The sequence below is a fragment of the Pseudomonas batumici genome (genome assembly GCF_000820515.1).
GTDB lineage: Bacteria > Pseudomonadota > Gammaproteobacteria > Pseudomonadales > Pseudomonadaceae > Aquipseudomonas > Aquipseudomonas batumici.
In genome coordinates, this window is sequence record NZ_JXDG01000034.1 from 24,371 (window position 1) to 43,940 (window position 19,570).

Sequence of the window (19,570 nt, forward strand, 5' to 3'; positions counted from 1 at the left end):
GTGCCCCGCGGTGCCCGGGCCACCATCGCGAGCAATCGAGCGTCGACCGGCTGCTCCTACATGAACCCAACATCAAACCCAAGGATCAGCGTTTGGCGCTCAGGTCGGTGTTGCCGTCCCAGCCACCGCCCAGCGCCGCGATCAGCTGGACACTGGCGATCAACCGGCTTTGCAGCAGGCTCAGCACGCTACGCTCATTGGTCAGGGCCGTGGTCTGCACCGTGACCACATCCAGGTAGGTGATCAGGCCGGCCTTGTACTGGTTCTCGGTCAGGCGCAGGGATTCGCGCGCCGCCTCCAGTGCCTGGGCGCGTACCGCTGCCTCGTCCTCCATCACCTTGAGCTGCACCATGAAGTTTTCCACCTCGCGGAAACCATCCAGCACGGTCTGGCGATACTTGGCCACGGTCTGGTCATACACCGCCTCGGTGCGGTCCACTTCCGCCGAACGCTGGCCGCCGTCGAACAAGGTGGTGGCAAGCTTCGGTCCCACCGACCAGAAACGGTTCGGCAGACTGATCCAGTTGGCATAGGTACTGCTACTGTAGCCGCCGGACAAGCTCAAGGTCAGGTCCGGGTAATAAGCTGCCTTCGCCACGCCGATATTGGCATTGGCCGCGATCACCGAACGTTCCGCCGAGGCCACGTCCGGACGCCGTTCCAGCAGTTGCGACGGTATGCCCAACGGAATCGACGGCAAGACCGGAACCGTGGTGGTGGCCGCCAACTGGAATTGCGCCGGTGGCTGGCCGGTCAAGACGGCAATGGCGTTTTCGAACTGGGCCCGTTGCCAGATCAGGTCGATCAGGTCGCCCTGGGCGGTCTTGAGCTGGGTCTGGGCCTGGGCGATCGCCGCCTTGCTGGAAACGCCAAAACGGTACTGGCTTTCGGTGCTCTTGAGCGAGCGCTCGTAGGTCTGCACCGTTGATTCCAGCAGGCGCTTCTGTTCGTCGATCACCCGCAGTTGCAGGTAGTTCTGCACCAGGCTCGATTGCTGGCTCAGGCGCATGGCCGCGAGGTCGGCAAAGCTGGCCTGAGCGCTGGCTTCGTTGGCTTCCAGGCCGCGGCGCAGCTTGCCCCAGATATCCGCTTCCCAGCTCACGCCCAGCTGGGCGTTGTAGGTATCCTGAATCCCGCTGGATGAACGGCTCAGGCTCGAACTGCTGCTGCCGGTACCCTGGCTGGAGCGGGTTTTTCCGACGCTCAGGTTGGCGCTGGGAAAGAAGGCGCCGCGTGAGCTCTTGACCAACGCCTGGGCCTGACGGTACTGGGCTTCGGACTGCGCCACCGACTGGTTGGCACTGTTGAGCTTTTCTACCAGGGCGTTGAGCGTCGGGTCGCCATACAGCTCCCACCAGGCGCCGCGGGCCAGGGAATCACTGGGCTGGGCCTGACGCCAGCCGGCGGCTTCCTTGTATTGCGCCGGCGTCGCGGCGTCCGGGCGCTTGTAGTCCGGGCCCACGGCGCAGGCGCTGAGCATCAGCCCGCACAAGGCCAGGCTCAGCAGGCGTGAGCCACGGGCGGTCTCCAGGCGCTGGGCGGCCAGGGGCATTTTGCATTGCGATCGGTCAGTCATAGCGGAGTTTCCAGAGCACCATCCGTGCGCACGCCACGCCACTGGTTGAAGCGGTGGCGCAAACGGTCGAGATAAAGGTAAACCACCGGGGTGGTGTAGAGGGTCAGGACCTGGCTGAAGATCAGCCCGCCGATAATGGTCAGGCCCAGGGGCTGGCGCATTTCCGCGCCTTCGGCACTGCTCAGCAGCAAGGGCAAGGCGCCGAGGATCGCCGCCAGGGTGGTCATCAGGATCGGCCGCAGGCGCAGCAGGCAGGCCTGTCGAATCGACTCCAGCGGGTCCAGGCCCGAATGACGCTCCAGTTGCAGCGCCAGGTCGATCATCAGGATCGCGTTCTTCTTCACCACGCCGATCAGCAGGAACAGCCCCAACAGCGAAATCAGGCTGAACTCGCCCCCCAGCAGGTAGATGCCGAGCAAGGCGCCGACCCCGGCCGACGGCAAGGTGGACAGGATGGTCAGCGGATGAATGTAGCTTTCGTAGAGGATCCCCAGGACCAGGTACACCGCCACCAGCGCGCCGAGGATCATGAACGGCTGGCCTTTCTGGGTCGCGGCAAAGGCGTCGCTGGTGCCGGCCATCTTGGCGATCACCGCTTCCGGCAAGCCGAGCTTGGCAATGGCCCGCTCGATGGCGGCGGTGCCCTGCTCCACCGTCACCCCGGGGGCCATGTCGAACGACAGGCTTTCGGAGGCGAACTGCCCCTCGTGATCGACCCGATCATCCTGCAGGCTGTTCTCATAGTGGGCGATGGCCGACAACGGAATGCGCTGCCCGGCCGAGCCGATCACCTTGACCTGATTGAGGGTTTCCGGAGACTGGGCGTACTTCGGATTGATCTCCATCACCACCTGGTACTGGTTCAGGCTGTCATAGATGGTGGAAATCTGCCGCTGGCTGTAGGCGTTGTTGAGCACCGCCGTGACCGTGCTCATGTCCACGCCCAGGCGCTTGGCGGTATCGCGGTCGACCACCAGGGTGGTCTGCGGGGCTCCGCGACCTTCCCGGGCATCGATAGCGGTCAACTCCGGCAGGGCCTTGAGGGCCGCGACCACCTTCGGGTACCACTCGCGCAGCGCGCCGAGGTCGTCGCTTTGCAGGATGTAGGAGTACTGCGCGGTCTGTTGCTCGCGCCCGCCGCCGAATTGCAGGTCCTGGTCGGCCATCAGCATCAGCCGGGCACCCGGCACCTTGGGCATTTCGGTGCGCAGGCGTTCGATGACGCTCTGCGCCGAGACATTGCGCTCCTTGATCGGCTTGAGGCGCACCAGCATGAACGCGTTGTTGGTGCCGTTGTTGCCGCCGATGAAGCCGGCCACGCTTTGCACCGCCGGGTCGGCCAGCACCGCCTTGCGGAAGATTTCCATCTTCGGCTGCATATTGCCGAACGACATGCCGTCGTCGCCGCGGACGAAGCCGATCAGTTGCCCGGTGTCCTGTTGGGGCAGGAAGGTCTTTGGCACCACCACATACAAGGCGACGTTCAGTCCGATGGTGACGAACAGGCTGAGCAGGGTCAGCCGCTTGTGCCGCAGGACCCAGTCCAGGCTGGTGGCATAGGCCGCCATCATGCGTTCGTTGGCCTTTTCGCTCCAGCGCTGCAGGCGGGTCGGCTCGCCCTGCAGGTGCGGCTTGAGCCAGCGCGCGCAGAGCATCGGCGTCAAGGTCAGCGACACCACCAGCGACACGATGATGGCCGCCGCCAGGGTGATGGAAAACTCGCGGAACAGGCTGCCGATGATCCCGCCGATGAACAGGATCGAGAGGAACACCGCCACCAGCGACACGTTCATCGACAGCAAGGTGAAGCCGACTTCCTTGGCCCCCTGGTACGCGGCCTTCAGGGGCGCGATGCCGTCGTTGATATGCCGGGAAATGTTCTCCAGCACCACGATGGCATCGTCCACCACCAGGCCGGTGGCCAGGATCAGGGCCATCAGCGACAGGTTGTTCAGGGAGAAGCCATACAGGTACATGACGGCAAAGGTGCCCACCAGCGACACCGGCACCGCCAGGGTCGGGATCAGCGACGCGCGGAAGTTGCCGAGGAACAGGTACACCACCAGCACCACCAGGGCCACGGCGATCAACAGGGTCATCTCGGCTTCGTGGAGCGTGGCCTTGATCACCGGCGAACGGTCCATGGCCAGGTTCAGCTTGACGCTGGCCGGCAACACCGCCTGCAAGGCCGGCAGTTGCGCCTTGATCTCGTTCACCGTCTGGATGATGTTGGCGCCAGCCTGGCGGTTGATCACCAGCAGGACCGCGTCGTCATTGTTGAAAAAGCCGGCGTTGTAACGATCCTCGACGCTGTCGCTGATCTTCGCCACATCCCCCAGGCGCAAGGCCGAGCCGTTCTGGTAGTGGATGACCAGCGGCTCGTAGTCCTTGGCCTTTTCCAGCTGGTCGTTGGCCTGCACCTGCCAGTTGCGCTCGGCATCCTCTAGTGAACCCTTGGGCCGCCGTACGTTGGCGTTGGCAATGGTGGTGCGCACGTTGTCCAGGGCCACGCCGTACTGGTTGAGCGCCTGGGGTTCGAGCTCAATGCGCACCGCCGGCAGCGAACTGCCACCGATCTGTACTTCGCCCACCCCCGGGACCTGGGACAGGCTCTGGGACAGGATGGTCGAGGCCAGGTCGTAGAGCTGGCCTTTCTGCAGCACGTCGGAGGTCAGCGACAGCACCATGATCGGCGCCTGGGACGGGTTGACCTTCTTGTAGGTGGGCATGCTGCGCATGCCGCTGGGCAGCAGGTTGCGCGACGCGTTGATCGCCGCCTGGACTTCCCGCGCCGCACCGTTGATATCGCGGTTGAGGTCGAACTGCAGGATCACCCGGGTCGAACCCTGGCTGGAGCGGCTGCTCATGGTGTTGACGCCGGGAATCACGCCGAAGGAGCGCTCCAGCGGCGTGGCGACGGTGGAGGCCATGACTTCCGGGCTGGCGCCGGGCAGGCTGGCCTGGACCACGATCACCGGGAAATCCATCTGCGGCAGCGGCGACACCGGCAGCAGGCCGAAACTCACGCCCCCCAGCAGGACAATGGCCAGGCTCAGCAGCATGGTGGCTACCGGCCGGCGGATGAACGGTCCCGAGAGGTTCATGTGTCCACCTGCTCAAGCAGGCTCGAATGCCGCCGCCAGCGCCGTCCCAGGCGATCGAAGTACAGGTAGATCACCGGCGTGGTGAACAGGGTCAGCACCTGGCTGACCAGCAACCCGCCGACCATCACCAGACCCAGGGGTTGGCGCAGTTCGGCACCGGAGCCGGTGGCGAGCATCAGCGGAATGGCGCCGAACAGCGCCGCCAGGGTGGTCATCAGGATCGGCCGGAAACGCAACAGGGCCGCCTGGTAGATCGCCTGCTCCGGGGCCATGCCCTGGTGACGCTCGGCATCGAGGGCGAAGTCGATCATCATGATCGCGTTCTTCTTGACGATACCGATCAGCAGGATGATCCCGATGATGGCGATCATGCCCAGGTCGTTGCCGCTCAGGATCAACGCCAGCAAGGCACCGACCGCCGCCGAGGGCAGGGTCGAGAGGATGGTCACCGGGTGGATATAGCTCTCGTAGAGCACCCCCAGCACGATGTACATGGTCACCACCGCCGCCAGGATCAGCAACAGGGTGCTCGACAGCGACGCCTGGAAGGCTTCGGCCGCGCCCTGGAACTGGGTCTGCACGCCAATCGGCATGCCGATCTCCTGCTTCACCTGGTCGATGACCTGTACCGCCTGTCCCAGCGCCACGCCGGGCGCCAGGTTGAACGACATCATCACCGCCGGGAACTGGCCGATATGGGAGATGGCCAGCTGCGCCTGGCGCTCCTCGACACGGGCCAGGCTGGACAGGCGCACCTGTCCGCCGCTGGTGGTCTTGACGTGGATCTGCTCCAGCGCCTGCGGGCCGATCCTCTCCCCCGCCTGGGCTTGCAGCACCACGCGATACTGGCTGGCCTGGGTGTAGATGGTGGAGATCTGCCGCTGGCCGAAACCGTCATACAGCGCATCGGTGATATCCGACACGGCGACGCCCAGGCGCGAAGCCGCGTCCCGGTCGATCACCAGATAGACCTGCAAGCCCTTGTCCTGCAGGTCGCTGGCCACATCCGTCAGTTCCGGGCGCAGGGCCAGCGCGTCCACCAGCTTGCCACTCCACTCGGCCAGCAGGTTGGCATCCGGCGAGGACATGCTGAACTGGTACTGGGTACGGCTTACCCGGTCTTCGATGGTCAGGTCCTGCACCGGCTGCATGAACAGACGGATCCCCGCCAGTTTGTCGACTTCCGGCTGCAGGCGGCTGATCACCTGCGCGGCGCTCAGGCTGCGCTGGTGGCGCGGCTTGAGGTTGATCAGCAGGCGGCCGCTGTTGAGCGTGGCATTGTCGCCGTCCACGCCGATATAGGACGACAGGCTTTCCACCTCCGGATCGGCCAGGATGACCTTGGCCAACGCCTGTTGCCGCTGGCTCATCGAGGCAAAGGACACCGACTGCGGCGCTTCGGAAATCCCCTGGATCACCCCGGTGTCCTGCACCGGGAAGAAGCCCTTGGGCACCATCAGGTAGAGGAACACCGTCAGTGCCAGGGTGGCGACCGCCACCAGCAAGGTCAGCGGCTGGTGATTGAGCACCCAGCGCAACTTGCGTCCGTAGGCTTCGATCAACCCGTCGATCCAGGCGCCGCTGGCCCGGTAGAAACGGCCCTGCTCTTCGGCCTTGGGCTCGCGCTTGAGCAGGCGCGCGCACATCATCGGCGTCAGGGTCAGGGACACCACCAGGGAAATCAGGATCGCCACCGCCAGGGTGATGGCGAACTCGCGGAACAGCCGCCCGACCACATCGGCCATGAACAACAGCGGTATCAGTACCGCGATCAGCGACAGGGTCAGGGAAATCAGGGTGAAGCCGATCTGCTTGGCGCCCTTGAGCGCCGCTTGCATCGGGCTGTCGCCCTCCTCGATGAAGCGCGAGATGTTTTCCAGCATGACGATCGCATCGTCGACCACGAAGCCGGTGGCGATGGTCAGGGCCATCAGGGTCAGGTTGTTGACCGAGAAACCCGCCAGGTACATCACGCCGAAGGTGCCGATCAGCGACAAGGGCACGGCAACCGAAGGAATGATGGTGGCGCTGGCCCGGCGCAGGAACAGGAAGGTCACCATCACCACCAGGGCGATGGCGATCAGCAGTTCATGCTGAACATCGGTGACGGAAGCGCGAATGGTCTGGGTCCGGTCGGTCAGCACCGTGACATCGATGCCAGCCGGCAGGTTGTCGGTGATGCTCGGCAGCAAGGCCTTGATCCGGTCCACCACCTCGATGACGTTGGCCCCGGGCTGGCGCTGGATATTCAGCAGCACGGCCTGGTTTTCGTTGGCCCAGGCGGCAAGGCGTTCGTTCTCGGCACCGTCGACGATCTGGGCGACATCCTTGAGACGCAGCGGCGCGCCATTCTTGTAGGCCAGGATCAGTTCGGCGTATTCCTTGGGCGAACGCAGCTGGTCGTTGGCGTCGAGCATCGACACCCGGGTCGGACCGTCGAAGTTGCCCTTGGGCTGGTTGACGTTCGACGCGCCGATCAGGGTGCGCACGTCCGACAGGTTCAGGCTGTTGGCCGCCAGGGCCTCGGGATTGACCTTGATCCGCACCGCCTGGCGCTGGCCACCGGCAATACTGACCATGCCTACGCCGCTGATCTGGGCGATCTTCTGCGCCATGCGGGTATCGACCAGGTCGTTGAGCTTGGGCAACAACATGGTTTTCGAGGTGATCGCCAGGGTCAGCACCGGGGTGTCCGCCGGGTTGACCTTGTTGTACACCGGCGGGGCCGGCAGATCCTTGGGCAACAGGTTGGTGGCGGCGTTGATGGCCGCCTGGACCTGCTGCTCGGCGACATCCATGTTGGTTTCGAGGTTGAAGCGCAGGGTCAGGATCGACGCCCCGCCCGAACTGGTGGAGGCCATCTGGGTCAGCCCGGGCATCTGCCCGAACTGGCGCTCCAGCGGCGCGGTGACCGCGCTGGTCATCACGTCGGGACTCGCACCCGGGTAGAGGGTCATCACCCGGATGGTCGGGTAATCGACCTGGGGCAGCGCCGACACCGGCAGCAGGCGATAGGCGATCAGGCCGGCCAGGACAATGGCCAGCATGCTCAGGGTGGTCGCTACCGGGCGGAGAATGAACAGCCGCGAGAGATTCATGCGCCGACCTTTTTCGCCTTGCCGGCTTCAGCCGGTGCCTTGGACGTCGAGCCTTCCTTCAGTTGTTCGGAAGGTGCCTTGGACAGGTCCTGGCTGTCATTGACCACCTCGACGTCGCCACCGTCCTTCAAGCGGTCGGTGCCCTCCAGCACCACACGGTCGCCGACGGCCAGGCCTTCCTTGATCACCGTGAGATTGCCATCGCTGGCGCCGACTTTCAGCGGTCGGATCTTGACCTTCTTGTCACCGTCCATGACGTAGACGAAGGTGCCATCGTTGCCGAACTGGATCGCCGCGCTCGGCGCCAGCACCACGTTTTTCAGGGTGTCGGCCAGCAGGTGCACATTGACGAACTGGTTGGGGAACAAGGCCTGCTCGCGGTTCTCGTAGAGCGCCTTGAACTTGAGGGTGCCGGTGGTGATGTCGATCTGGTTGTCGAGACTCTGCAAGACACCTCTGGCCTGCTGCTTCACGTCACCGCGGTCCCAGGCTTCGGCGGGCAATTTCGCCCCGCTGTGAAAGCGCGTGAGCACGGTGTCGAGGTTGTTTTCCGGCAAGGTGAAGGCCACGCTGATCGGCTGGGTCTGGGTGATCACCACCAGTGCCTGGCTGTCGTTCGCCGCCAGCAGGTTGCCGACGTCCAGCTGCCGCAGGCCCAGGCGCCCGGCAATCGGTGCGCGGATCTTGGTGAAGTCCAGATTCAGCTTGGCCGTCTCGACCGCGCCCTGGTTGGTCTTGACCGTGCCCTGGTATTGCTGCACCAGGGCCTCGGCGGTGTCCAGGGTCTGCTTGGCGATGCTGTCTTCGGCGAACAAGCCGCGATAGCGCTGCAAGTCGACCTGGGCGTTCTTCAACTGCGCCTGGCTTTGCAGCAGGGTGCCCTGGGCCTGGAGCAAGGCGCTCTGGTAGTTGCGCGGATCGATCTCGGCCAGCACATCACCGGCCTTGACCATCTGGCCCTCCTGGAAGTTGATCTTGACCAACTGCCCGGCGACTTGCGTGCGCACATTGACCGTGTTGAGGGCGGTCACCGTCCCCAGGGCCTTGTAGTAGACCGGGAAGTCCCCCACCGTCGCCGCTGCCACCCGCACGGGCACCGGGCCCGAGGATGCGCCGAAGCCCGGACGCATCATGCCCGACTTGCCGGCATGTCCGGCAGGTTTGGCTTGCGCGACCTTTTGATGGGCGCCTGACGGCCAGAAATGCCAGCACACTGCGCCGATAATCAACAGGATCAGCAGGCCGAACAGCCAGCGTCGGGATGGACGGGAAACAGAAGATTGCATGGAGTGATCAACCATTGTGCGCGAGAACTTCTTTTTGGGAAGGCTGAAAGATTAAGCACTGAATTGTTTCAGGCAAAGCGCCTTTACCGGCAATTTACCTTGGCATGACTTTCCTCAGTGTTCGGGTAAGACACTGAAGCACAAATAAAAACGGCCTGGACAGGGCCAGGCCGTGAATAATTGTAAACCGCTTGTTTCAAGAACCCTTTATTTCAGGGCCGCAAGCGCTGCCTCGTAATCAGGTTCCTGGCCGATATCGGCCACCAACTCGCTGTGCAGCACCTTGTCGTGGGCATCGAGCACCACCACGGCACGGGTGGTAAGGCCTTCGAGGGGACCATCGGCGATTTCCACGCCGTAATCGAGCATGAACTCGCGACCGCGCAGGGTGGAAAGGTTGATGACACGGTTCAGGCCCTCGGCCGCGCAAAAGCGCGCCTGGGCGAACGGCAGATCGGCGGAAATGCACAGCACCAGGGTATTTTCCAACTGGCTTGCGCGTTCGTTGAACTGGCGCACGGATTTGGCGCAGGTCGGCGTGTCGACGCTGGGGAAGATATTCAGCACCTTGCGCTGGCCGGCAAGGCTGTCCAGGGTGATATCGGAAAGGTCCTTGGCGACCAGGGAAAACGCCGGCGCCTGGGAGCCGGGCTGTGGCAACTGGCCTTTGATCCGGACCGTTACGCCCCTGCGGGTGACTTGAGCCATCTGTCTGCCTCCTTGTAAACGCAAAACCGTGTCTTGAAACGCGCTCTGGACGGCAACGATGGCGGTGAATGTGACGTCGTCATCGCTGGCAAGCCAGCTCCTACAAGTTAGCGCTTCACCGCTGGATATCGTCGGGCCCAAAACCCGTGGGAGCCGGCTTGCTGGCGATGACGATGTCACATTCAGCCAGCAAGCAGGTCCCTTGTAATTACTTCAGGACAGCCAGGGCCGCTTCGTAGTTGGGCTCTTCAGCGATTTCCTTGACCAGCTCGCTGTGCAGCACCTTGTCGTTTTCGTCCAGTACCACCACGGCACGAGCGGTCAGGCCGGCCAGTGGGCCGTCGGCGATTTCAACGCCGTAGTTCTGAATGAACTCGCGTCCGCGCAAGGTGGACAGGTTCAGGACGTTCTCCAGGCCTTCGGCGCCGCAGAAGCGCGCCTGGGCAAACGGCAGGTCAGCCGAGATGCACAGCACCACGGTGTTGGCCACGTCGTTGGCCTGGGCGTTGAACTTGCGCACGGAGGTGGCGCATGTCGGGGTGTCGACGCTTGGGAAAATGTTCAGCACCTTGCGCTTGCCGGCAAAGCTGCCCAGCGTGACATCAGCCAGGCCTGCGCCCACCAGGGAGAACGCTGGAGCCTTGTCGCCGGCCTGCGGCAGTTGACCGTTGACTTGAACCGGGTTGCCTTTGAGGGTGACTTGAGCCATGAGCTGAATCCTTCTAAGTGGTTTCTGTGAATTAAGGCGGAGTGGTGCACGAAAGGGCCACCCGACCTATGGGGAAGACAAAGTGTCACAGGATTTGCGGCCCGGCAAATCCTCCCGGGCTTTTTTTGTTGTGTGAATCTGATGATATCCATGCCGGACACTTCAGCAGTATTCGCGGGAAATCCTTTTAACTCGCGGTCGGCTGGCGGAACCGCGCCATGTTCAGGGTGTCGACCAGATGACCGTCGCGAATCGCATAGTCGCGCATCACGCCCTCCTCCTCGAACCCGAACTTGCGATACAGCCCCTGGGCGGCGAGGTTGTCGGTATACACCGTCAACTCGACACGCTGCAGGTTCATCCAGTTGTCCGCCACGTCCAGCGCCGCGGCCAGCAGCTTCGAACCGATGCCTTTACCTTGCCAGGCTGTCGCCACGCCCATGCCCAGGGTGCCGGCGTGGCTGCGGCGCACCCGTGCGTACTGCTCCAGGGAGCAACTGCCGATGACCACGCCCTGATGCAGTGCCACCAGTGCGAGCAGGCGTTCGTTGTCCTGGCGCTGAATCAGCCGTTGCCGCCAGACTTCGGTGGACTGAAACGGCATTTGCAGCACCTGGCGGCAGACGGCGGGTTCGTTGTAGAGGGCGGTCACACCGTCGACATGGGCTTCTCGGAAGCGCTCGATGACGATAGAGGGAGTGTCGGCTGGCATCGTTTTTCATCCATAAAAACAATAAGGCCGACCAGTGTAGAGCAGGAACGGCGGCCCCGACAGGGGCCGCCTATGGAGCGGGAGGCGATTACTCGGTAGCCAGTACGCCGCGGCGAACCTGGTCACGCTCGATGGACTCGAACAGTGCCTTGAAGTTGCCTTCGCCGAAACCGTCGTCACCCTTGCGCTGGATGAATTCGAAGAACACCGGTCCCATCAGGGTTTCCGAGAAGATCTGCAGCAGCAGGCGCTTGTCGCCTTCCTGCGAGGAGCCGTCCAGCAGGATCCCACGCGATTGCAGTTCCTTGACCGGCTCGCCGTGGTTCGGCAGGCGGCCTTCGAGCATCTCGTAGTAAGTCTCCGGTGGCGCGGTCATGAAGCGCATGCCGATCTTCTTCAAGTGATCCCAGGTCTTGATCAGGTCGTCGGTGAGGAACGCCACGTGCTGGATGCCCTCGCCGTTGAACTGCATCAGGAACTCTTCGATCTGCCCGGCGCCCTTGGACGATTCCTCGTTCAGCGGGATACGGATCATGCCGTCCGGCGCGGTCATGGCCTTGGAGGTCAGGCCGGTGTACTCACCCTTGATATCGAAGTAGCGGATCTCGCGGAAGTTGAACAGCTTCTCGTAGAAGTTCGCCCAGTAGGCCATGCGTCCGCGGTACACGTTGTGGGTCAGGTGGTCGATGATCTTCAAGCCCGCGCCCTGCGGGTGACGGTCGACACCTTCGAGGAAGACGAAGTCGATGTCATAGATCGAGTTACCTTCGCCGTAACGGTCGATCAGGTACAGCGGCGCGCCGCCGATGCCCTTGATCGCCGGCAGGTTCAGTTCCATCGGGCCGGTGGCGATATGGATCGGCTGGGCACCCAGCTCCAGCGCACGGGCATAGGCCTGCTGGGCGTTTTTCACCCGGAAGGCCATGCCGCACACCGAAGGACCGTGCTCGGCGGCAAAGTAGGACGCCTCGCTGTGGGGCTCGTTGTTGAGGATCAGGTTGATCGCGCCCTGGCGATACAGGTGCACGTTCTTGGAGCGGTGGGTCGCGACCTTGCTGAAGCCCATGATCTCGAAGATCGGCTCCAGGGTGTTGGGGGTCGGCGATGCGAATTCAATGAACTCGAAGCCCATCAGGCCCATCGGGTTTTCGAAGATATCGGTCATGGTGACGCCTCATCATTTTTATCAAGTAACGGTCAGTTAGTTGCTATCAATGCGGACGTTGGTGGGTGGCGCACAGGAAATCCCCCGCACGCTGCGGGCAAGGAAGTCGCCGTAGATCAGTTGAAACCCAAGTATCTTCATGATCGACCCAGTCTCTCAGGGCGAGGCTTCTGCTGCCAGAAGACGTTATTCTTATATGCGTAAACAGATTCTACATGGCGTAAACCGGTTTGTCCGTATCCCTTTTTCATTTCCTCCCGGGCAAGCGGGATGCCGGCCGGTTGCACAGGTAGATGCCGGCCAGGATCAGGCCCCCACCCAGGCACATGATCAGCGTCAATTGCTCGCCCAGCAACAGCGCGCCGCAGATCACCGCCGTCAGCGGATTGAGACCGATAAACACACCCGAGCGCGTCGCGCCGATGCGCTGGATGCCATCGTAGTACCAGATATAGGCCAGCGCCGACCCCAGGCCGCCAAGGTAGACCAGGCTCGACAGTTGGGGAGGACTCAAGGTTTCGATGGCGGCAAGACTTGCCTCCCCGCGCATCCAGGTCGCCAGCCAGAGCATGCCCGTACCGAGCCAGATGGAATAGGTCACGGTGGCCAGCGGGCCCAGCACCCGGGTCAGGTTGCGGGAAAACAGCGAGTAGACCGCCCAGGACAGTACGCAGCCGAAAATCAGCAGATCACCCATCCAGGTCCGGGCCGTGCCCTCGAACACCGTCCGATTGCCACTGACGATCACCAGCCCTGCCCCGGCCATGCAGACCAGTATGCCGAGTACTTTCGGCGTGCTCAGCCGCTCCTTGAAGAACAGCCATGAAGCCAGCCCGAACACCGCCGGATTCAGCACCACGATCAGTGACGCCCGCGAGGCATTGATGTAGTGCAGGCCGTAAAAGAAGCAGAGGTTGTAGAAGAAGATGCCGAAAAAGCCCAGCAGCGCCAATTGCGCGAATTGTTTCCTGTCCGGTCGCACCAGCGGGATGCGCGTCACCAGGATAAACACCAGCAGGATCACACTGGCCAGCAGGAAGCGCAGGCTGGCGAGCAGCAACGGTGCGATATCGCTGGACAGGAAGCGCCCGGCGACAAAGGTCCCGCCCCAGATCATCGAGACCCCGGCGAGCTTGAAGTAGACCCGCAGGTCGCTGCCGGCGGCGAAAGTGGATACCTGTGTGTGCATGGATTTTCCTGCGGATCGAGAAGGACGGTTGTCAAACTGGCTGCATTATTTTATTTATGTCGACTCATCGTAAAATGAGTAAAAACTCATGACCCTGACCCAACTGGAAGTGTTTTCCCTGGTGGCCGAACTGCGTGGTTTCACCAGTGCGGCCTTGCGCCTGGGGATCAGCCAGTCGGCGGTGTCCCATGCTCTCAAGGGACTGGAGCAGGAATTGGGCGTCGAGTTGCTGCGCCGGCACCAGGGCCAGGTGGAACTGACGGACATTGGTGCGCAATTGCTGCAACGGGCGCGGGCCATGCTCGGCCTGGCGGACACCTTGCGCCAGGAAGCCGCCGATGCCCGCGGCATGAAACGCGGGACCCTGCGCATCGGTTCGTTTGGGCCGACTTCTTCGAGCAAACTGCTGCCGGCACTCCTGGCGCGTTATCGCCTGGCCCATCCGGGCATCCAGGTGCAGATCGACGAAGGCCCCGACCGGCAGGTCCTGCAATGGCTGGAAGAGCGCCGTGTCGATGTGGGTTTCGTGGTGCTGCCGCAGGAGCGCTTCGACACCGTTGCTCTGGTGGAAGACCAGATGGTCGCCCTGCTCCCCGCTGGCCACCCGTTATGCGAACAGCCGGCGATCGAGCTCAAGGCGTTGTGCCAGGACCCCTTCATCCTTACCGGCGCCGGCTCCGGAGAACTGGTTTCCCAGCTGTTCGCGGCCCAGCGCCTGGTCCCGGATATCCGCTACCGTACCGCGCAACTGCTCAGTACCCTGGCCACCGTGGCCCGTGGCGAAGGCGTGACGGTGGTCGCCGAGCAATCCCTGCCGGAACATCCGGACCCTGGCTACGTCAGCCGGCCATTGTCGCCGCGGGTCAAGCGCCAGATCGGTATCGCCGTGCTCGACCGGCGCCAGGTCTCCCCGGCGACCCAGGCCTTTATCGACCTGGCCGGTCGATTCGACTATCGCTGAGGGTGCGAACGCTCTCAGCCGACTATCATGGCAACAGCCCTCTTCCAGGCGCCCTTGCCCCTACAGGTTCATTTCAATGCCATTGACCGCCAAAGCTTCCCGCTCCTGGTTCGTGCGTTACGCCTTGAGCTTGTTGATCGGCCTGTTGCCGATCCTCTCGGGGATCGCCATCCTGCACTGGCAAGCCGCTCGGACCTTGGGCGAGGACGCCGGGAAAACCGCCGGCGAAGCCCTGAGGCAGTTCGACCTGATGCTCGACAATGCCGCCGAGTCCGCCAATGTCATCCTGCCCCTGGCCGGCCAGCCTTGCGACGACATCAAATTGGCCTTGCGCGAGCAGGTCACCCGACAGCCCTACGTCCGGGCCGCGAACCTGGCCTGGAACAACAACCTGTATTGCACCTCGCTGTTCGGGCCTTATCAGGAAGCGATCGACCCGGCCGACTATGTCGACGGCACGCTCTGGCTGATGAACGGCAATCCGGTGACCCCCAAGTCTTCGCTGCTGGCCTACCGCCTGCAGGACGGCAAGGGGGCCGCCATGGTCAGCATCGACGGCTATCACCTGGCCAATACCCTGCGCCTGATCGGCCGTGAAGCCGGTTTGTACCTGCAGGTCGGCGATGTCTGGATCTCCGGCCAGGGCCAGGTCCACGAGGGCACCGCCCCCGGGTTTGCCGTCGGGCAGACGAGCTTGTCCTCCAGCCGCTTCCCTTTCAGCGTCAGCACCGGCTTCCCCGCGGGAGAAGCCTGGCGTTACGTCGGCAAGGAGTATCCGGCCCCGATGGCCCTGCTGCTGGTGTTCGGCGTGCTGGCCGGGGCCACGGCACGCTGGTTGCAGAAACGTTCCGGCGCACCGACCCACGAACTGCGGCGAGCCCTGGAAGCCCGGGAATTCATTCCCTATTTCCAGCCGGTGGTGCGCAGCGATACCCGGCAATGGGCGGGGGCGGAAGTGTTGATGCGCTGGAGGCATCCCCGTGAGGGGCTGGTGCGCCCGGACCTGTTCATTCCCCTGGCCGAAGATTCAGGCCTGATCGTGCCGATGACCCGTTCATTGCTGCAACAGACCGCCGCCCTGCTCGCCCCGCACGCGGCGAGCTTTGAGCCCGGCTTTCACCTGGGCGTGAACATCACCGCCCGGCATTGCCAGGACCTCGAACTGGTGGATGACTGCCGCGACTTTCTTGCCGCCTTTGCTCCAGGCCAGGTGCGCCTGGTGCTGGAGTTGACGGAACGGGAACTGATCGAACCCAGCGCCGTTGCCCACCAACTGTTCGCCCAGTTGCGCGAAATGGGCGTGATGATTGCCATCGACGACTTCGGCACCGGGCATTCCAGCCTCAGTTACTTGCGCCAGTTCAATGTCGACTACCTGAAAATCGATCAGAGCTTCGTCGCCATGATCGGCGCCGACGCGTTATCAGGGCATATTCTGGACAGCATTATCGAGTTGAGCGCCAAGCTTGAACTAGGGATCGTCGCCGAAGGGGTCGAAACCCTTGCACAACGCGACTACCTGACATCCCGGGGCGTTGGATTTCTCCAGGGCTACTTGTTTGGCAAGCCGCTGCCGGCGGAAGACTTTCTCGACAATTTCAAACGGCAGGCCTGCACACAAGAGGATAATATCGCGGTATCGGAATAAGTCGCGGACACTTGTCTATCCTATTTTTTGTAACACCTAGAGCACGTTATTTACTCTTGGCGTGATAACTACTACACTTTTTCATGCATGCTGTAAATTGACAGGAGCCCCAGAGGCTTATAAGTAACTTTCCGCACTGCCACACCAAGGTGCATACGCGTGACGAAAGCCGTTGCAAGCATTGGCTTGTCGTTTTGTTTTAGGTAGATGGCAGCCGAATACAATTCGTGGAGATAAACATCTTGTCCAAACTCGCTGAATTCCGTGCCGCAGAACAAGCCCTGAAAGCACAACTCGCCCAGCTTGAAGCCCTGAAAAACGATGCGGGGCTCAAAAAGGAGATCGAGTTCGAGGAAAAACTCAAGGGTCTGATGAAATCCTACGACAAGAGCCTGCGCGACATCATCGCGATCCTCGACCCCAGCGCGGGTCGGGCGGCCGCCGCGGCGCCCAAGCAGCGCCGTGCCCGCGTGGTCAAGGTCTACCACAACCCTCATACCGGTGAGCTGATCGAAACCAAGGGCGGCAATCACCGTGGCCTGAAAGCCTGGAAGGAACAATACGGTGCGGCTACCGTGGATTCCTGGCTGCGCGGTTGACTTCGCGCCTCAACGCCAAAGCCCTGCCCACGCAGGGCTTTTTTCTTGGCTCCTGGCGTACAGGCGATGACGCCCAGAACCACTCGGCTATTCAATTAGCAAGCTATCCATCGTTCATGGCGGCGACAAGACTTTCAGACAAGAGTTCCCACTTTGAGTCTGGTGTCGGGAAAGCAGAACTCAAAAACGACAGAATGCCCGTTATAGCCGGACCAGAGCGTTTCACCTTCTCTTATATTGCATGTAAAGAATTTCTCACACGGCCCTGAGCGAATGCCTGCTCCCTATTACGCCTGTCGGATGAAAAACAAGCCGCTCATGCGCTTCACAGATTTTTCACATCCATTCTTACAGGATGAAGGCTGCTAAAGGATTAGCGCCCCAATGCCCGCTTCGGCGGGCTTCTTTATGCCTCTTCGGCGACCTGTATACACTTTCCTATAACTTCCTGATAAAACCGAAGTAGCCCAATATTACCCGGCTCCGCTATGCTCGGGACTAAAATCCGCCCGTCCGAATTTGGCGCCCGCACCTCGCTTTCAGTATGATCCCAGCCCACAGGATCGGAATCGGCGAGTCTGCTGCCGCGTCCATGATCGCCCGCCTTTTTACCAGCTTTGCGGAGAGCCCATGAGCCTGCAAGACCTGAACACCTTCCCCGGCGTGACCGCCCAACCCGACACCGCCACCCAGGGCTTCGTGTTCAACCACACCATGCTGCGGGTCAAGGACATCACCCGATCCCTGGATTTCTACACCCGCGTACTGGGTTTTTCCCTGGTGGAGAAGCGTGACTTCCCCGAGGCCGAATTCAGCCTGTATTTCCTCGCGCTGGTGGACAAGGCCCGAATCCCGGCCGATTCCGCCGAGCGCACCCAGTGGATGAAGTCGATTCCAGGCATCCTGGAACTGACCCACAACCACGGCACCGAAAATGACCCGGACTTCGCCTACCACAATGGCAATACCGATCCCCGGGGGTTCGGCCACATCTGCATCTCGGTGCCGGATATTCGTGCCGCCTGCGAGCGCTTCGAAGCCCTGGGCGTGGAGTTCCAGAAACGCCTGAGCGACGGTCGCATGAAAAGCCTGGCCTTCGTCAAGGATCCGGACGCCTACTGGGTTGAAATCATCCAGCCGGCGCCGCTGCTGGATGCCTGATCGCGCCCTGTAAAGAAAAAACCCCATGAATCTTCGATTCATGGGGTTTTTCATGTGCAGCGCTATCAGGCGGGGGCTGACGTACGGATCAGATGGTCGAAGGCGCTCAACGAAGCCTTGGCCCCCTCGCCCACCGCGATCACGATCTGCTTGTACGGCACCGTGGTGACGTCACCGGCGGCGAAAATCCCAGGCAGCGAGGTCTCGCCACGGGAGTCGACGATGATCTCGCCGCGTGGAGACAGCTCGACGCTGCCTTTGAGCCAGTCGGTGTTCGGCAACAGGCCGATCTGTACAAAGATGCCTTCCAGGTCGACGGTGTGGAACTCACCCGAATCGCGATCCTTGTAGACCAGGCCGGTGACCTTCTGCCCATCCCCCTTGACCTCGCTGGTCAGCGCCGTGGTGATGACCGTGACGTTCGGCAGGCTGTACAGCTTGCGTTGCAGCACGGCGTCGGCGCGCAGCTTGCTGTCGAACTCCAGCAGCGTCACGTGGCTGACGATACCGGCCAGGTCGATGGCGGCCTCGACACCGGAGTTGCCGCCACCGATCACCGCGACGCGCTTGCCCTTGAACAGCGGGCCGTCACAGTGCGGGCAGAAGCACACGCCCTTGGCCTTGTATTCCTGCTCGCCCGGCACGCCCATTTCACGCCAGCGGGCACCGGTGGCCAGGATCACGGTCTTGGCCTTGAGGCTGGCACCGCTTTCAAAGCGCACTTCGTGCAGCTCGCCGGCACGCTTGGCTGGCACCAGGGCACTGGCGCGCTGCAGATTCATGATATCGACATCGTACTGGCGAACGTGCTCTTCCAGGGCACTGGCCAGCTTCGGCCCTTCGGTTTCCTGAACCGAGATAAAGTTCTCGATCGCCATGGTGTCCAGCACCTGGCCACCGAAACGCTCCGCCGCGACACCGGTACGGATGCCTTTGCGTGCGGCATAGATCGCCGCTGCGGCACCGGCCGGGCCACCGCCGACCACCAGGACCTCAAAGGCGTCCTTGGCGCTGATTTTTTCCGCTTGCTTCTGGGTGGCGCCGGTGTCGAGCTTGCCGAGGATTTCCTCCAGGCCCATGCGGCCCTGGCCGAAGTTCACACCGTTGAGGTAGATACTGGGCACGGCCATGATCTTGCGATCGTTGACTTCGTCCTGGAACAACGCGCCGTCGATGGCGACGTGACGGATGTTCGGGTTCAGCACCGCCATCAGGTTCAGCGCCTGGACCACGTCCGGGCAGTTCTGGCAGGACAGCGAGAAATAGGTCTCGAAGTTGAACTCGCCCTTGAGCGAGCGGATCTGTTCGATCACTTCGACACTGGCCTTCGAAGGGTGGCCGCCGACTTGCAGCAAGGCCAGCACCAGCGAAGTGAATTCGTGGCCCATGGGGATACCGGCGAAACGCAGGCTGATATCGGCTCCCGGGCGATTCAACGAGAACGACGGCTTGCGCGCATCGGTACCGTTGTCCAACAAGGTGATGTCCGCGGAAAGACTGGCGACGTCTTTGAGCAGCGTGAGCATTTCCTGAGATTTCGCGCCGTCATCAAGGGAGGCGACGATCTCGATCGGTTGCGTAACCCGTTCCAGGTACGACTTCAACTGGGCTTTAAGATTGGCGTCCAACATGCGGGCGATTTCCCTTTTTCAGT

Annotated in this window: 14 protein-coding genes; 4 read left to right on the top strand and 10 right to left on the bottom strand. The window is 62.3% G+C overall.

The window, feature by feature from the left end; translation table 11 throughout:
- Positions 1-85: 85 nt before the first annotated feature.
- The 9 genes from UCMB321_RS12860 to UCMB321_RS12900 all read right to left on the bottom strand — a co-directional run bounded on the left by UCMB321_RS12860 (position 86) and on the right by UCMB321_RS12900 (position 13,547).
- Positions 86-1,576, bottom strand: coding sequence for an efflux transporter outer membrane subunit (locus UCMB321_RS12860; protein WP_040067246.1), 1,491 nt, complete (start codon positions 1,574-1,576; stop codon positions 86-88).
- The gene (locus UCMB321_RS12865; RefSeq protein ID WP_040067249.1) at positions 1,573-4,680 is read right to left on the bottom strand and encodes an efflux RND transporter permease subunit; all 3,108 of its coding nucleotides are present in this window, start codon (positions 4,678-4,680) and stop codon (positions 1,573-1,575) included. Before UCMB321_RS12865 ends, UCMB321_RS12860 begins: the two co-directional genes overlap by 4 nt.
- Positions 4,677-7,778 carry an MdtB/MuxB family multidrug efflux RND transporter permease subunit gene (locus UCMB321_RS12870; RefSeq protein ID WP_040067251.1) on the bottom strand — a complete coding sequence of 1,034 codons (3,102 nt, stop codon included), beginning with the start codon at positions 7,776-7,778 and terminating at the stop codon, positions 4,677-4,679. Before UCMB321_RS12870 ends, UCMB321_RS12865 begins: the two co-directional genes overlap by 4 nt.
- A complete protein-coding gene (locus tag UCMB321_RS12875; RefSeq protein WP_040067253.1) occupies positions 7,775-9,079 on the bottom strand; it encodes an MdtA/MuxA family multidrug efflux RND transporter periplasmic adaptor subunit in 1,305 nt (434 codons plus the stop codon). The genes UCMB321_RS12870 and UCMB321_RS12875 overlap by 4 nt, the downstream gene beginning before the upstream one ends.
- 192 nt (positions 9,080-9,271) lie before the next feature.
- Complete coding sequence (tpx, locus tag UCMB321_RS12880) at positions 9,272-9,772, bottom strand: thiol peroxidase (protein ID WP_040067255.1); 501 nt, start codon at positions 9,770-9,772, stop codon at positions 9,272-9,274.
- 208 nt (positions 9,773-9,980) lie between these two features.
- Positions 9,981-10,481: a thiol peroxidase gene (tpx, locus tag UCMB321_RS12885; protein ID WP_040067258.1), complete on the bottom strand. Its 501-nt coding sequence runs from the start codon at positions 10,479-10,481 to the stop codon at positions 9,981-9,983.
- A gap of 187 nt (positions 10,482-10,668) precedes the next feature.
- On the bottom strand, positions 10,669-11,193 hold the full coding sequence (locus UCMB321_RS12890; RefSeq protein WP_040067260.1) for a GNAT family N-acetyltransferase: 525 nt from the start codon (positions 11,191-11,193) through the stop codon (positions 10,669-10,671).
- A gap of 88 nt (positions 11,194-11,281) precedes the next feature.
- Positions 11,282-12,358: a 4-hydroxyphenylpyruvate dioxygenase gene (gene hppD, locus UCMB321_RS12895; RefSeq protein ID WP_040067263.1), complete on the bottom strand. Its 1,077-nt coding sequence runs from the start codon at positions 12,356-12,358 to the stop codon at positions 11,282-11,284.
- Between the two features lie 247 nt (positions 12,359-12,605).
- Positions 12,606-13,547, bottom strand: coding sequence for a DMT family transporter (locus UCMB321_RS12900; protein WP_040067265.1), 942 nt, complete (start codon positions 13,545-13,547; stop codon positions 12,606-12,608).
- An 88-nt stretch (positions 13,548-13,635) separates the two neighbouring features.
- On the opposite strand from UCMB321_RS12900, the gene UCMB321_RS12905 reads away from it, so the two are divergent.
- From UCMB321_RS12905 to gloA, 4 genes are all read left to right on the top strand, one after another.
- The gene (locus UCMB321_RS12905; RefSeq protein WP_040067267.1) at positions 13,636-14,508 is read left to right on the top strand and encodes a LysR family transcriptional regulator; all 873 of its coding nucleotides are present in this window, start codon (positions 13,636-13,638) and stop codon (positions 14,506-14,508) included.
- A 76-nt stretch (positions 14,509-14,584) separates the two neighbouring features.
- Positions 14,585-16,156 (top strand): EAL domain-containing protein, encoded by a 1,572-nt coding sequence (locus tag UCMB321_RS12910; RefSeq protein WP_052451170.1) that lies wholly within the window; start codon positions 14,585-14,587, stop codon positions 16,154-16,156.
- A gap of 242 nt (positions 16,157-16,398) precedes the next feature.
- Positions 16,399-16,755 (top strand): histone-like nucleoid-structuring protein, MvaT/MvaU family, encoded by a 357-nt coding sequence (locus UCMB321_RS12915; protein WP_040067269.1) that lies wholly within the window; start codon positions 16,399-16,401, stop codon positions 16,753-16,755.
- A 630-nt stretch (positions 16,756-17,385) separates the two neighbouring features.
- Positions 17,386-17,916 carry a lactoylglutathione lyase gene (gene gloA / locus UCMB321_RS12920; RefSeq protein ID WP_040067273.1) on the top strand — a complete coding sequence of 177 codons (531 nt, stop codon included), beginning with the start codon at positions 17,386-17,388 and terminating at the stop codon, positions 17,914-17,916.
- A 65-nt stretch (positions 17,917-17,981) separates the two neighbouring features.
- On the opposite strand, the gene ahpF is transcribed toward gloA, so the two are convergent.
- Positions 17,982-19,547: an alkyl hydroperoxide reductase subunit F gene (ahpF, locus tag UCMB321_RS12925; protein ID WP_040067276.1), complete on the bottom strand. Its 1,566-nt coding sequence runs from the start codon at positions 19,545-19,547 to the stop codon at positions 17,982-17,984.
- Positions 19,548-19,570 lie beyond the last annotated feature (23 nt).